The following is a 13,678-nucleotide window of genomic DNA, read 5'->3' as shown; positions in this document are numbered from 1 at the left end:
GCCCTGCCGACCACTGGTCAGTGGGCCCTCAGTAGCCGACCGGACCGGCCGGCTGCGCGAAATGCGTCCGGACCGGTTCGGTGTGGCCGGCGATCTGCACGTCGGGCTTGACGTCCTCGTGGTAGCCGAGCCCGAACCGCACGACGTACTGCTTGTAGAGGATCACCAGGGGAGCGGCGGCCAGGGCCGCCTGCATGGCCGCCGCGTTGCCGATCGCGGTGACCGTGTAGGGCGGGCTGTAGGTGCGGCCGTTGAGCAGCAGCGTGTTGCCCACGCAGCGCGGCACCGACGACGCGATGAGCCGCTGATCCTGCATCTGGATCGCTTCCGCACCGGCGCTCCACAGCGCGTTGAGCACGGCCTGGATGTCTTGCTGGTGCACCACCAGGTCGTCGGGGGAGGCATCGCGCGGGAAGCGGCCGTTGGCGTCGCGCTGGGCGTCATCGAGCGTCACCACTAGGCCGGGCCCGTGCACCGGGGTCATATCCGCCTCGGCTGCCAGCTCGGCCGAGCGGCGCAGCATGGCCGCCAGAGCGGCATCGGATGACCGCAGATGCGTCGATTCGATCTTGCTTTCCAGTTCGTCGCGTTCGGCCTTGAGGCGATTCACCGAGGACTGGGTCTCGCGCACCAGATCGACCAGCCGGGGTGCGTCGCTGCGGCGAATCTCGGCACCCCCGGACACCCCATGGGTGGCCGCCAGTAGCAGTCCGGCCAGCAGGCAAACCAACGGAACACCGAAGCGCCATGGCGACCGGCCGGTCGGCATCATCGAGTCTCCAATTTCCTGGTCGGGGGGCCAGGTGGGTTAATCTCATAGCCAAGTCCTGCGTGTAGCTACAACCGCTATCGTTGCACCCCGTCCCGCTCACCGTGATCCCGAGGTAATCATGCCCAAGTCCAAGGTCCGCAAAAAGAACGACTTCACCGTCAGCGCGGTCAGCCGGACGCCGGTGAAAGTGAAGGTCGGACCGTCCAGCGTGTGGTTCGTCACGCTGTTCGTGGGTCTGATGCTGATCGGTTTGGTTTGGCTGATGGTGTTCCAGTTGGCGGCCGTCGGAAGCCAGGCACCGACCGCCCTCAACTGGATGGCGCATCTCGGCCCGTGGAACTACGCGATCGCGTTCGCTTTCATGATCACCGGTTTGTTGCTCACGATGCGCTGGCACTAACCAAGATCAAATGTCGGATGAATTCATCTCGGGGCCGATCCAGGGCTGAGCCAGCAACCTTGTGACCACCCAATCACACGCGTGTGATTTATCCCCACTGTTGATAGCTGATGTGGATAACTGCATCGGCAGTGGTGGGAGGGGTTAAGCACGACATGCAGCAAACACGATGGCAGCCGAGCGCGGCGGGAGTCGCTGGTTGTGGCCTCGGCGGGTTGTTCATGGCTATCGCCAGTGTGACCGTGGTCACAGACCCGCCGGGCCGCGTCATCGTGGGGATTGCCGGGGTGGGTCTGCTGTTGTTTGCGGGCGCGACGTGGCGCGCGCGCCCGAAGCTGGCAATTACCCCTGCCGGTTTGGTGATTCGGGGATGGTTCCGAACGCAGGTATTGCAGCACTCCGACATCAAGATCATCCGGATCACCGAGTTCCGCCGCATGGGGCGCAAGGTGCGGTTCCTCGAAGTAGAAACGGCCGACGACAGCCTGGTGCTGTTCTCCCGTTGGGACCTCGGCACCGAGCCGCTGGACGTGCTCGATGCACTTACCGACGCCGGCTATGCCGGCCGGAACGGTGCCCGGCCGGCATAGCCAGAAGCGGTCTAGGAGATCGTGATCGACTCGATGACGACCGGTTCGGTCGGACGGTCGTTGCCGTCGGTCGCCGTCGTTGCGATCGCATCGACCACCTTCTGCGACTCGGGCTCGGTCACCTCGCCGAAGATGGTATGGCGCCGGTTCAGGTGCGGAGTCTGCCCGACGGTGATGAAGAACTGCGAGCCGTTGGTGCCCGGGCCTGCGTTGGCCATCGCCAGCAGGTAGGGCTTGTCGAACTGCAGCTCGGGGTGGAACTCGTCAGCGAACTGGTAGCCCGGGCCGCCGCGGCCGGTCCCGGTCGGATCGCCGCCCTGGATCATGAAGCCCTGGATCACTCTGTGAAAGACTGCGCCATCGTAGAACGGACCGGAAGGACTGCCCGACGCGTTTTGGGTCGAGTACTCCTTGGTGCCCTGCGCCAGGCCAACGAAGTTGGCGACGGTCTTGGGGGCGTGGTTTCCAAACAGGGCGATCTTGATGTCGCCGCGGTTGGTGTGCAGTGTGGCAGTGGCAGTCTGATACGGGCTGTTGGTCACGACACCAGAGTCTGCCACTCCCCGCAGACCCGCCCGCACCGGGTGTCGCTCGACGCAGCAGGACACCGAAAATCCCGCCGGCACGCGGCAATAGGAGCGCCGGTGTTTTCATGGTGGCAGTCTGTAGGTTCCACGACCCGGCACGGAAAGGCGGCAGATGAACGCGAAGGCGGAATCCCAGCTGACCCCTCGGCAGCGACTGTCCCGGGGCCTGGCTTACTCGGCGATAGGACCGGTGGACGTCGCACGCGGTGCCATCGGTTTGGGGGCCCACTCCGTGCAGTCGACGGCATCGGAGCTGCACCGCCGCTACCGTGAGGGCCAGCTGGCTCGCGACATCGCCGCGGCGCAGGAAACCCTCGCCCAGGAGCTGGCCGCCGCGCAGGAGGTGGTTTCGAACCTGCCGCAGGCACTGCAGGACGCACGCAAATCCCAACGCCGGCGGGGCAAGCGGCCGTTGCTGATCGCGGGCGTCGCGGTCGTGGTGCTGGCCGGTGGCGCGGCCGCATTCAGCATCGTGCGACGCTCAACCCGTCGCGACAACCCCGAGCCGTCGCCGCGGCCGCCGAGTGTGGACGTGCAGCCGCGCCCGTAGCCTGGGCGCGCCCACACCGGCGATTATTCACCAATTCCACTGTCTCCGTTCGCCATCCGTTGCGACGGGCTATCTGGCAAACCGCCGTTGTCAGATTTACCGTTTCGCGCAGGGGGCCGATATGAACGGAGTCGTTAATATGTCTCGTCTTCGCACCAAGCTTGTTGTCGCCGCGGTTCTGTCTGTCGCCGCCCTGGCCGTTGCCGGATGCGGTTCCACAGTCGCGGGCACCACAGGGCCGAATGCGGCCGTGGCGGCCTAGCAAGAGCCTTGCCGGCACCGGGCGGCACCGCATCGATGCGGTGTCGCCCGGTGTTGTCCGGATCGCCTGTGCGCCTGCGGAATTCGGGCCATTCGAGTTGCCGAATTTCGCTTCGCCGCAGTAGTTCTCGCCCTAAGCTCACAACTGCCGAAGACGACGGTGGTGCGCCGATGGGGAATCGCTTGGTGGCCACTCCGGCCGTGCTGGCCGCTGCGCTTGGTGCCGCTCTGATGACCCCACCGGCCGCGCGGGCAGACCCGCCGTACGCCAACTGCAAGGCGGCGGCGAAAGACGGCCGTTACAACATCCCGCGTGGCGATCCCGCCTACGGCCAGTGGCTAGACCGGGGCAACGACGGGATGCCTGAGAATCGCACTAGGTGACTGGGTCCCTAGTCGTCGATGTGGTTCGGCGGCTGCCCCAGCGGCACCGGCTGTGCCGGGTCAACCGGGTAGCACTCGGGCGGCGGCGTGACGTCCTCGATCACGCCCCGACCGCCGAAGACCGGGTAGCTGGGGGCCTGATGACACCGCTCGAAGATCCCGTTCGGACCTATCGGCTTATCGCAGTAGGACTCTCCCGGGATCAGGGTGCCCTGGCAGCCCGCCGACGCGGGCGGAGCCATTGCGATGCCAATTCCAATTCCACTGACTGTTAGTGCCGCTCCCAGCGCCGCGGTTCCGGCGACGCGCGCTGATTTCATCATGAGCCGCACGATACAGCTAATACTGTTCTAATGACTTAGCCGGACGGGTGTGTTTACCTGGCCGTAGCAAATGAATGCGGCCCGGCCACGTACCGGTAGAAGAGGCCAACGTGCATGGGGGAGTCGGCAATTCGCTACCGCGTGCAGAATTCCGGGCCCCACCCCGCGACCACAACAGAGCGCAACGACAGTCGTTCAGCTGCTAGCCAGACGCTATTTCAATTTCTGGCACCCGCGCGGAACACGACTGCCGGCCAAAGACAATTTGAATTTGTGGAGCCTAGGGGAATCGAACCCCTGACACCTGCCTTGCAAAGGCAGTGCTCTACCAACTGAGCTAAGGCCCCTCGCCAATGGGTGTGGGATCAACTGCCACGTGCCAGACCTCGACCCCGCGGCGCGACCACATCACCGCCGACACCAAGGCAATCAGTGCCAGCGGCAATGCAAGTCTCACACAACGTCTTGACGGGCACATGGTTGTGGGCCTAGGAGGACTCGAACCTCCGACCTCTTCGTTATCAGCGAAGCGCTCTAACCGCCTGAGCTATAGGCCCGTACACGCGTACGGCCGAGCGACGAGATTACCGCAATCGTCGCCCCACCCCAAAACCCGCACTAATCCCGGTCCGCCAACGTCACTTCGACGCCCCCGATCAGGTCGGTCGTCAAGTTGTAGACGAACGCGCCGATCGTGGCCATCGCCGTCAACAACACGATGTTGACCAAGCCGATCAGCACGGCGCCGCCGAAGATCGTCCCGCTCGAGACCAGCTCGCCGCTGCTGCCGCTGGTGTTGTTCAGCAAGTCACCGACGTTGCTGTTGAGTTTGGCCCACACGCCCATGCCGCCGAGCACAAGGTAGAGGAACGCGACGGCGATCATCCACACGAAGAACAGCGCCACCGAAAGCATCAGGGACACCTTCAACGTGCTCCATGGATCGATCCGGCGGATCTGCATGCTGGCCCGGACCGGGCCCCCGCGGCGCCGCGACACCTGAATCAGGTTGTCCCGATTCTCTCGCGATTCCGTACTCGTCGATCGCCCCGAGCCGGCCGGTTGCGATGGCTCCGAACTGCGCTCCGGCGTGCTGCGCTGGGATCCGCGAGGAATACCGCCGGACAGGTCCGGCAATTCGCTGGCGTACGCCTCGTGGGCCGGCCCGTCACCACGGTTCGGCGCTTCGAAGTCGTCCCGCCGCGACGGCGCTTGCCCCGCGGCGTTGCCGCCGGAGATGAAGCGGTTGACGCGGGCGTCGACACCCGCCGGCGGGCCCTGCGGCCGCGACTCCGTCGCCGGTTCGCCCGGACGATTCCCAGGATTGGCGGCCCGGGCCGCCCCGCGCTGCCACGGCGGGGAATCCCCGCCCTCTGGGGCACGACCCGCCGGGGCGGGCGTCCCGCGCGAGTGCGCACCGGCACGCTCGCCCGAGACGTCCCCGTTTTGGCTGTCGCCCTTCTTGGGGGCACCCGGCTCGCTCGGTGAGGTCACCCCGACTCCTTACCTCCGCTGCCTGGGCCGCCCGGTCGGTGGCCCGCGCATTGTCTCTGGTCGGGCTGAGTCTAATTGCCCGCGCCCGGCGGCAGTCCTTTGGCAGGGGACTGCCGGACCCGAACTAGCTCTCCGACTCCCCGGCGCCGTCGACTTCCTCGATGTCGTCCTCCGCGCTTTCCTCGGCGTTGCGGGCGATGGCCAGCAGCGTGTTGTCCTCACCCAGGTTCATCAACCGCACGCCCTTGGTCTGCCGTCCGGCCTTGCGGACCTGGCGCGCCGTGGTGCGGATGACACCGCCGCCCGAAGTGATCGCGTACAACTCGCTGTCGTCATCGACGATCAACGCCCCCACCAGCCTGCCACGCCGGACGTCGTACTGGACCGTCAGGACTCCCTTGCCGCCACGCCCCTGCACCGGGTACTCCTCGATCGCGGTGCGCTTGGCGTAACCCCCGGACGTGGCCACCAGCAGATAGGTGTCCTCGCGAATCACGTTGAGCGACAGCAGATAGTCTTCCTCGTTGAACCGCATGCCCTGCACGCCGGAGGTGGCGCGGCCCATCGGCCGCAGCGCCTCGTCGGTGGCCGAGAAGCGGATCGACTGACCCAGCGCCGAGACCAGCAGCAGGTCTTCCTCGGCCGAGCACAGCACGGCCCCGACCAGTTCGTCGCCGTCGCGCAGGTTGACGGCGACGATGCCACCCGACCGGTTGGAGTCGAAGTCGGTCAGCTTGGACTTCTTGACCAGCCCGTTACGGGTGGCCAGCACCAGGTACGGCGCATCCTCGTAGCTGCGGATCTGGATGACCTGCGCGATGCGCTCCTCGGGCTGGAAGGCCAGCAGATTGGCGACGTGCTGACCGCGCGCGGTCCGCGAGGCCTCGGGCAGCTCGTAGGCCTTGGCGCGATACACCCGCCCCTGTGTGGTGAAGAACAGGATCCAGTCGTGCGTCGACGACACGAAGAAGTGCGCGACGATGTCATCCTGCTTGAGCCCGGCACCCTGCACACCCTTGCCACCGCGCTTCTGGCTGCGGTACAGGTCGGTCTTCGTGCGCTTGGCGTAGCCGGTCTCGGTGATGGTGACGACGACGTCCTCGCGGGCGATCAGGTCCTCGTCGTTGACGTCGCCGTCGGCCGCCACGATCCGGGTGCGACGGTCGTCGCCGTGCTTCTCGACGATCTCGGCGAGCTCGTCGCGCACGATGGCGCGCTGGCGCTCCGGCTTGGCCAGGATGTCTTCCAGGTCGGCGATCTCGGCCTCGATCTTGGCCAAGTCGTCGACGATCCGCTGGCGCTCCAGGGCGGCCAGGCGCCGCAGCTGCATGTCGAGGATCGCCTGGGCCTGGATCTCGTCGATGTCGAGCAGCTCGATCAGGCCGGCCCGCGCGATGTCGACGGTCTCCGACGCACGAATCAGCGCGATGACTTCGTCCAGTGCGTCGAGGGCTTTGACCAAACCGCGCAAGATGTGCGCGCGCTCATTGGCTTTGCGCAGCCGGTACGTGGTGCGCCGGATGATGACGTCGAGTTGGTGGGCGACGTAGTAGCGGATCATCTGGTCGAGCCGCAGCGTGCGCGGCACTCCGTCGACGATCGACAACATGTTCGCGCCGAAGCTGGTCTGCAGCTGGGTGTGCTTGTAGAGGTTGTTCAGCACCACCTTGGCCACGGCGTCGCGCTTGATTTCGACGACGATGCGCAGGCCGACGCGGTCACTGGACTGATCCTCGATGTTGGAGATGCCGGCCAGCTTGCCGTCGCGGACCTGCTCGGCGATGGAGGTGATGAAGTTGTCGTGGTTGACCTGATACGGCAGCTCGGTGATCACCAGCGAGGTGCGGCCGCGCGAATCCTCTTCCACCTCAACGACTCCGCGCATCCGGATCGACCCGCGGCCGGTGGTGTAGGCGTCGTGGATCCCTTGGGATCCGACAATCAGACCGTGGGTCGGGAAGTCCGGGCCCTTGACCCGCTCGCAGACCGCACTGAGGGTCGCCTCTTCGTCGGCCTCGTGGTTGTCCAGGCACCAGTAGACGGCCTCGGCCAATTCGCGCAGGTTGTGCGGCGGGATGTTGGTCGCCATGCCGACCGCGATGCCACCGGAGCCGTTGGCCAGCAGGTTGGGGAACCGGCTGGGCAGCACGGTCGGCTCTTGCACCCGGCCGTCGTAGTTGGGAATGAAATCGACTGTCTCCTCGTCGATTTCGCGCAACATTTCCATCGCCAGGGGCGTCAGGCGCGCCTCGGTGTACCGCATGGCGGCCGGCGGGTCGTTGCCCGGCGAACCGAAGTTGCCCTGGCCGTCGACCAGCGGGTACCGCAGCGACCACGGCTGGGCCATCCGGACCAGGGTGTCGTAGATCGACGAGTCGCCGTGCGGGTGGTAGTTGCCCATCGTCTCGGCCACCGACCGCGCCGACTTGGCGTGGCCGCGGTCGGGCCGGAAGCCCGAGTCGTACATCGCGTAGAGCACCCGGCGGTGCACCGGCTTGAGGCCGTCGCGCACCTCCGGCAGCGCGCGGCCGACGATCACGCTCATCGCGTAATCGATGTAACTGCGCTGCATCTCCTGCTGAATGTCAACCGGTTCGATCCGGTCCAGGGAGTCGTCCCCCGGCGGCAGCGTGGTGTCAGTCATGTAGTCCTCGTCGGTAGGTCAGCAGGGTCGGGTCTGAGGCTGATCGTTCAGACGTCTAGGAAGCGAACGTCCTTGGCGTTACGGGTGATAAAGCTGCGACGCGCATCGACGTCCTCGCCCATCAGGATGGAGAACAGCTCGTCGGCCGCAGCGGCGTCATCGAGGGTGATCTGGCGCAGCACCCGCACGGTCGGATCCATCGTGGTTTCCCACAACTCCTTGGCGTCCATCTCGCCCAGACCCTTATAGCGCTGGATGCCGTCGTCCTTGTTGATCTTCTTGCCGGCCTTCTGCCCGGCCTCGAGCAGGCCGTCGCGCTCACGGTCGGAGTAAGCGAACTCCGGCTCGCTGCGCTGCCACTTCAGCTTGTACAACGGCGGCTGCGCCAAGAACACATGCCCGTGCTCGATCAGCGGCCGCATGAACCGAAACAGCAAGGTGAGCAACAGTGTGGAAATGTGTTGTCCATCAACATCGGCATCGGCCATCAGCACGATCTTGTGGTAGCGCAGTTTGGTGATGTCGAACTCGTCGTGGATGCCGGTGCCCAACGCGGTGATGATCGCCTGGACTTCGGTGTTCTTCAACACCCGGTCGATGCGCGCCTTTTCGACGTTGATGATCTTGCCGCGCAACGGCAGGATCGCCTGAAACATCGAGTCGCGCCCGGACTTCGCCGAGCCGCCGGCCGAATCACCCTCCACCACATACAGTTCCGACCTACGCGGATCGGTCGAGCGGCAGTCCGCCAACTTGCCGGGCAGCCCACCGAGATCAGTAGCACTCTTGCGGCGCACCAACTCGCGCGCCTTACGCGCCGCAATACGCGCTTGCGCCGACGAAACCGCCTTGTTCACAACGGTTTTCGCCTCAGAGGGGTTGGCTTCGAACCAGTGGGTGAGTTGTTCGTTGCAGACCCGCTGCACGAACGACTTCACTTCGGTGTTGCCGAGTTTGGTTTTGGTCTGACCCTCGAACTGCGGCTCGCTGACCTTCACCGAGATCACCGCGGCCAGGCCCTCGCGGATGTCATCCCCGGTGAGGTTGGCGTCTTTTTCCTTCAGCAGCTTCTTGTCTTTGGCGTATTTGTTGACCACCGACGTCAGCGCACTGCGGAAACCCTCCTCATGGGTGCCGCCCTCGTGGGTGTTGATCGTATTGGCAAAGGTGTGCACCGACTCGGAATAGCCGCCGTTCCACTGCATCGCAATCTCGACTTCGTGGCCGGGACCCTTGCCGTCGAAATCGATGACGCTCTGCTGGATCGGGCTCTTGGTGCGGTTGATGTGCTTGACGAAATCAACGAGGCCGCCGGGGTAGTGGAACGTCCGGTGCTTGACCTTGTGCGGGGCAGTGGACTCGGCGGCTTTTTCCTCGGCGGACTTCGGTGCGTCCGCGGTGTCGCTGACGACGTCGTCGACGACCTCCTCCCGCGTGACGCGCTCGTCGGTGAGGTTGATCGTCAATCCCTTGTTGAGGAATGCCATCTCCTGCAGCCGCCGCGCCACCGTCTCGAAGTCGTAGTCGGTGGTTTCGAAGATGTCGGGGTCGGCCCAGAACCTGATCGTGGTTCCGGTCTTTTTGGTGGCCTCACCCTGTTTGAGGGTCCCGGGTACCGCGCGCTCGTAGTACTGCGACCACTCGTGGCCGTCGCGGGAGATCTCGACCTCGAGCCGTGTCGACAGTGCGTTGACCACGGACACACCGACGCCGTGCAAACCGCCACTGACGTTGTAACCGCTGTTCTCGCCACCGAATTTGCCGCCGGCGTGCAGTTGTGTCATCACGACGTCGACGGTCGGCGCACCGGTGGCGTGCATGGCGACGGGAATACCGCGGCCGTTGTCGGCGACCTCGACGCTGCCGTCGTCGAGGATGCGCACGTCGACCTGGTTGGCGTAGCCGGCCATCGCCTCGTCGACGGAGTTGTCGACCACCTCCCAGATGAGGTGGTGCAGACCTCGCTCCCCGGTGGACCCGATGTACATGCCGGGGCGTTTACGGACCGCCTCCAGCCCTTCGAGCACGGTGATCGCTGACGCGCCGTATTCGTCTTGCGCCTTCTTCTTGGCAGCCACGGTCGGAATGCTCTCCTCGGGGTTTCATGCGGGCGGTTCCAATCACCGCAGCAGTCGCATCAGCCCACTCTACCGCGATCGGGGGTCTGGACCGATTTTCTGGGCGCGTTTCTACCTATCTGGACGCGCCGTGCGCTTAATTTCTCTATTGACGCCGCGTCCGGACGTGCGCCGCGCGGGTCCGTTTCGTTCTCGCGGATCTGAGAGGGCTAACCTTGACGCCTTGTCTACGCATGTCTTCGACGTCGGCGCGCCCCGCGATTGTGTCAGCCGTAGGTGTCGCGCGGGCCGCGGCCGGAGATGTGTCGGGGCCCCTTCCGCCAGGACGGGGCCGCGGGACCGGTGATCTTCAGCGATGTCACCACACCGTTGCCCACCGCCGCGGCGATCTTGGCCAACAACTGAGACTGAATCATCCGCAATTGGGTGGCCCAAGCGGTGGATTCGGCCGTCACGCTGAGCACGCCCTCGCTCAGCGCGGTCGGTGTCGCGTGATCCGCTATCTGATGGCCCACGACCGACGCCCAGTGACCGAGCACCGTGCCTTCGGCGACGCGTCCCGACCAGCCGCGCTTTTTCGCGATATCGCGGGCGACCCTTCCCATCGGTTGCGGATCCCGGACATCCGGGCCCGGGCCCGACCAGCTCCGCCGCTGCCCGGCAACCCGGCGCGGAACCGGATTGCTGGCGCGGCCACGCCCGGCATCCTTGCCTTGCGCACGCGCCGCCGCGCGAGCTTCCTCGAGAGTGCGCCGCACCAAGTCGATACCGCTGAGCCCGCTCGATGATTCCGGCAGTTCGGCCGGCGCCGACTCGTCTGATTCGTTGTCGATCATGGTTGCATCACCGAAACCCGGCCGCTGTCATCGTCTTGCAAGTCGATGTGCACCCGCCTAGCGTCCCAGCCTGCCGGGATATCTTCCAGTACCGCCGCGGTAACCAATACTTGTTCGGCCGATTCCGCTACCGCGGCCAGGGCGCGGCGCCGCGCCGCGTCGAGTTCGGCGAAGACATCGTCGAGCAACAACACCGGCTCGCTGCCGTCGTCGCGCAGTAACTCATACGCGGCCAGCCGCAGCGCGATCGCAAAAGACCACGATTCACCATGGCTGGCAAAACCTTTCGCCGGTTGATCGCCCAGACGAAGTTCCAGGTCGTCCCGATGCGGGCCCACCAGACACACGCCGCGTTCCAGTTCGGCGGTGCGGCGGCCCGCCAATGCGGCCAGCAGCGCCGCCTCCAGAAAATCGCGGTCGGGGCTCGCGCTCTCCTGCGCGCCGTCCACACCCAAACCATCGATGCTTGTTCGGTAATTGATGCCCGCCGGCCGCGATCCCGGCGCCAGCAGTTGGTAGGCCTTTTCCACCTCGGGGGCCAGCTGATTCACCAGATCGATACGCGCAGCCATCAATTCGGCTCCGTGCTCGGCCAATCGGCTGTCCCACACGTCGAGTGTTTCCAGCGCACTGGCGTCGCCGCGATGCCGGGAGCCGGTGAGTGACTTCAATAGTGCGGTGCGCTGCCGTAACACTTTGTCGTAATCCGCGCGCAGGGCGGCGACCGCCGGGCGCCGCACGGTCGCCAAATCATCGAGATAGCGACGCCGGTCCGCGGGATCACCCCGGACCAACGACAAGTCTTCGGGAGCAAACAACACCGCGCGCAATACCCCGACCACCTCGCGGGTACTGCGCACCGGCGAGCGGTTCAACCGAGCCTTGTTCGCCCGTCCCGCGGCAATCTCCAAATCGATCGCGCATTCCCGGCCCTCGCTGACCACAATCGTCGAAACCACCGCGCGATCGGCGCCCGCCCGGATCAACGGCGCGTCGGTTCCAACTCGATGTGAACCCAAAGTGGTCGAATACCACAGTGCCTCAACCAAATTCGTCTTCCCGAAACCATTGGGACCGACGAACACCGTCCGGCCCGGTTCGAGCTCGAGGTCGGCTTGTGCCCAGGACCGAAAATTACGCAGTCCCAAATGCCGGACGTACACCTATCCGGGCAACCGAACTGGCATCAGCAGGTAAACGTAATCCGTCGGTAACGCGGAGAACGGACCGGTGCCCGTTGGATGGCTGTCGTCGTCAAATGCCGGACGCAGCAACGCCGGCTTACCCGGGGTGGTGAAGCCAAACGACACCCGGTCGGCCTTCACCGAGCTGAGTCCGTCGGTCAGGTAGGTCGGATTGAACGCGATCGTCAACGGTTCGCCCGAGAAATCGACCGCGAGTTCTTCCTCGGCGCGACCGACATCGTCGGCGCCGGCCGAGAGCCGCAACTGCCCCTCGGCGAATTCCATGCGCACCTGTGCACCCCGGTCCGCCACCAACGCAACCAGCTTGATGGCCTCGGTCAGCTCGGCCACGTTGATCGTCGCGACCGCGGTGTGCTCAGCCGGCAGCAGCTGACGAAACTTCGGGAACTCCGCATCCAGCAGTCGCGTGGTGCTGCGCTTGCCGTTGCCGCTGATCCCGAGCAATCCCTCTTTGCCGACCCCGCTGCCCGCCCCCAATGACAACCGAACCTCGGAACCGTCCGTTCCTGTCTTCGCGGCCTCAGCCAGCGTCTTCGCCGGCACCAGCACGGCCGCCTCGATGTCGGGTGACAACGCCGACCACGTCAGCTCGCGAACCGCCAGACGGAACCGGTCGGTCGCGGCCAAAACCACCGTCTCACCCGAGATCTCGACCCGAATGCCGGTCAGCATCGGCAACGTGTCATCCCGGCCGGCGGCAATCGCGACCTGGCTGATCGCCTCGGCGAACAAATCCGACGGCAAGCTTCCGGTCTCTTCGGGCAGCGTCGGCAGCGTCGGGTAATCCTCGACCGCCATCGTCGGCAACGAGAACTTGGCGCTGCCGCATGTCAACGCGACACGACTGCCGTCGACGTAGAAATCGATCGGCTTGTCCGGCAACGCCCTGGTGATATCGGATAACAGCCGTCCCGACACCAAAACGCTTCCCGGAGAAGCGATTTCGGCTGGGATCTGTGCTTCGGCCGAAACTTCGTAGTCGAATCCCGAGATCGTCAAGCCCTCATCCGAACCGGTGAGCAGCACGCCGGAAAGAACGGGAACCGCCGGCCGGCTCGGCAGATTCTTCGCAACCCACGACACCGCGTCGGCGAAAGATTCTCGGACCAGGCGAAACTTCAGATCGGTGAGACCAGCACTTGTCGTCGCCACGTCCATAGCGTCCCTTCACCTACCCAAAGTTCAAAATCCGGTAGCCGGCTTCTCGCCCCGCCAGCTTGGGCCCCGCAACGAACGGCCGCGGCGACGCACCTGCCACGACGTCCGCAACGGGAGTCGAATCACAACCGTAGAGCTTCTGCGCCCATCTTGAAAGCTAATCGTGAAGGCCGACAAGCCGAGTCAACGAGAGGTCCGCGAGCGCTGTGCAGCGACGCGTCCCCAAAGCTGTTCTTCAAAGAAGAAACAACGGATAGATCTCAGTACCAGTATTAAGGCCTGTGCAATCTGGGGACAGGTCCGGCCCCGCCCAGCTAGCGCGTCGATCGGCTTGTGGATGACGGCGTGGGTAACTGTGTAGTCGATGTTGGGCCACTGGGGATGGGGCAGGGGTGT

At 65.2% G+C, this 13,678-nt stretch carries 13 protein-coding genes and 2 tRNA genes; 4 read left to right on the top strand and 11 right to left on the bottom strand.

All coding sequences use genetic code 11. The annotated features are described in order from the left end of the window. Positions 1-28: 28 nt before the first annotated feature. The gene (locus tag MAAFP003_RS27405; protein ID WP_096290714.1) at positions 29-772 is read right to left on the bottom strand and encodes a DUF881 domain-containing protein; all 744 of its coding nucleotides are present in this window, start codon (positions 770-772) and stop codon (positions 29-31) included. Between the two features lie 118 nt (positions 773-890). On the opposite strand from MAAFP003_RS27405, the gene crgA reads away from it, so the two are divergent. Both crgA and MAAFP003_RS27395 read left to right on the top strand, forming a co-directional pair. Next, positions 891-1,172 (top strand): cell division protein CrgA, encoded by a 282-nt coding sequence (gene crgA / locus MAAFP003_RS27400; RefSeq protein ID WP_096290713.1) that lies wholly within the window; start codon positions 891-893, stop codon positions 1,170-1,172. A gap of 155 nt (positions 1,173-1,327) precedes the next feature. Then, positions 1,328-1,762, top strand: a complete 435-nt coding sequence (locus MAAFP003_RS27395) for a PH domain-containing protein (protein ID WP_096290712.1) — start codon at positions 1,328-1,330, stop codon at positions 1,760-1,762. Between the two features lie 11 nt (positions 1,763-1,773). Here MAAFP003_RS27395 and MAAFP003_RS27390 read toward each other — a convergent pair whose 3' ends face one another. Further along, entirely contained in the window at positions 1,774-2,322 is a 549-nt protein-coding gene (locus MAAFP003_RS27390) for a peptidylprolyl isomerase (protein ID WP_096290711.1), read from the bottom strand. 139 nt (positions 2,323-2,461) lie between these two features. Here MAAFP003_RS27390 and cwsA point away from each other — a divergent pair, with 139 nt between their 5' ends. After that, positions 2,462-2,899: a cell wall synthesis protein CwsA gene (cwsA, locus tag MAAFP003_RS27385; RefSeq protein WP_096290710.1), complete on the top strand. Its 438-nt coding sequence runs from the start codon at positions 2,462-2,464 to the stop codon at positions 2,897-2,899. A gap of 432 nt (positions 2,900-3,331) precedes the next feature. Beyond that, positions 3,332-3,544 (top strand): excalibur calcium-binding domain-containing protein, encoded by a 213-nt coding sequence (locus MAAFP003_RS27380; protein ID WP_096290709.1) that lies wholly within the window; start codon positions 3,332-3,334, stop codon positions 3,542-3,544. A gap of 8 nt (positions 3,545-3,552) precedes the next feature. On the opposite strand, the gene MAAFP003_RS27375 is transcribed toward MAAFP003_RS27380, so the two are convergent. From MAAFP003_RS27375 to dnaN, 9 genes are all read right to left on the bottom strand, one after another. Then, positions 3,553-3,867 (bottom strand): CDGP domain-containing protein, encoded by a 315-nt coding sequence (locus tag MAAFP003_RS27375; protein WP_133160895.1) that lies wholly within the window; start codon positions 3,865-3,867, stop codon positions 3,553-3,555. A gap of 274 nt (positions 3,868-4,141) precedes the next feature. Further along, a tRNA-Ala gene (locus MAAFP003_RS27370) sits at positions 4,142-4,214 on the bottom strand. 136 nt (positions 4,215-4,350) lie between these two features. After that, a tRNA-Ile gene (locus tag MAAFP003_RS27365) sits at positions 4,351-4,424 on the bottom strand. Between the two features lie 61 nt (positions 4,425-4,485). After that, positions 4,486-5,361, bottom strand: a complete 876-nt coding sequence (locus MAAFP003_RS27360) for a DUF3566 domain-containing protein (RefSeq protein ID WP_096290707.1) — start codon at positions 5,359-5,361, stop codon at positions 4,486-4,488. 124 nt (positions 5,362-5,485) lie between these two features. Next, positions 5,486-8,005: a DNA gyrase subunit A gene (gene gyrA / locus MAAFP003_RS27355; protein ID WP_096290706.1), complete on the bottom strand. Its 2,520-nt coding sequence runs from the start codon at positions 8,003-8,005 to the stop codon at positions 5,486-5,488. Between the two features lie 47 nt (positions 8,006-8,052). Continuing rightward, the gene (gene gyrB / locus MAAFP003_RS27350) at positions 8,053-10,083 is read right to left on the bottom strand and encodes a DNA topoisomerase (ATP-hydrolyzing) subunit B (protein ID WP_096290705.1); all 2,031 of its coding nucleotides are present in this window, start codon (positions 10,081-10,083) and stop codon (positions 8,053-8,055) included. 266 nt (positions 10,084-10,349) lie between these two features. Further along, on the bottom strand, positions 10,350-10,919 hold the full coding sequence (locus MAAFP003_RS27345; RefSeq protein ID WP_096290704.1) for a DUF721 family protein: 570 nt from the start codon (positions 10,917-10,919) through the stop codon (positions 10,350-10,352). Continuing rightward, positions 10,916-12,082 carry a DNA replication/repair protein RecF gene (gene recF / locus MAAFP003_RS27340; RefSeq protein WP_096290703.1) on the bottom strand — a complete coding sequence of 389 codons (1,167 nt, stop codon included), beginning with the start codon at positions 12,080-12,082 and terminating at the stop codon, positions 10,916-10,918. Before recF ends, MAAFP003_RS27345 begins: the two co-directional genes overlap by 4 nt. Then, positions 12,083-13,282 (bottom strand): DNA polymerase III subunit beta, encoded by a 1,200-nt coding sequence (gene dnaN / locus MAAFP003_RS27335; protein ID WP_096290702.1) that lies wholly within the window; start codon positions 13,280-13,282, stop codon positions 12,083-12,085. Positions 13,283-13,678: the final 396 nt, after the last annotated feature.

Origin of the sequence: Mycobacterium ahvazicum (assembly GCF_900176255.2) — a bacterium.
Classification (GTDB): Bacteria; Actinomycetota; Actinomycetes; order Mycobacteriales; family Mycobacteriaceae; genus Mycobacterium; species Mycobacterium ahvazicum.
The sequence above is the reverse complement of the archived record's forward strand: the minus strand, read 5'-3'. Positions and strand labels throughout refer to the sequence as shown.

Coding starts and splice junctions, on each gene's coding strand:
- MAAFP003_RS27405 (WP_096290714.1), bottom strand. CDS start 772: ATGATGCCGACCGGCCGGTCGCCATGGCGCTTCGGTGTTCCGTTGGTT.
- crgA (WP_096290713.1), top strand. CDS start 891: ATGCCCAAGTCCAAGGTCCGCAAAAAGAACGACTTCACCGTCAGCGCG.
- MAAFP003_RS27395 (WP_096290712.1), top strand. CDS start 1,328: ATGCAGCAAACACGATGGCAGCCGAGCGCGGCGGGAGTCGCTGGTTGT.
- cwsA (WP_096290710.1), top strand. CDS start 2,462: ATGAACGCGAAGGCGGAATCCCAGCTGACCCCTCGGCAGCGACTGTCC.
- MAAFP003_RS27380 (WP_096290709.1), top strand. CDS start 3,332: ATGGGGAATCGCTTGGTGGCCACTCCGGCCGTGCTGGCCGCTGCGCTT.
- MAAFP003_RS27375 (WP_133160895.1), bottom strand. CDS start 3,867: ATGATGAAATCAGCGCGCGTCGCCGGAACCGCGGCGCTGGGAGCGGCA.
- gyrA (WP_096290706.1), bottom strand. CDS start 8,005: ATGACTGACACCACGCTGCCGCCGGGGGACGACTCCCTGGACCGGATC.
- MAAFP003_RS27345 (WP_096290704.1), bottom strand. CDS start 10,919: ATGATCGACAACGAATCAGACGAGTCGGCGCCGGCCGAACTGCCGGAA.
- dnaN (WP_096290702.1), bottom strand. CDS start 13,282: ATGGACGTGGCGACGACAAGTGCTGGTCTCACCGATCTGAAGTTTCGC.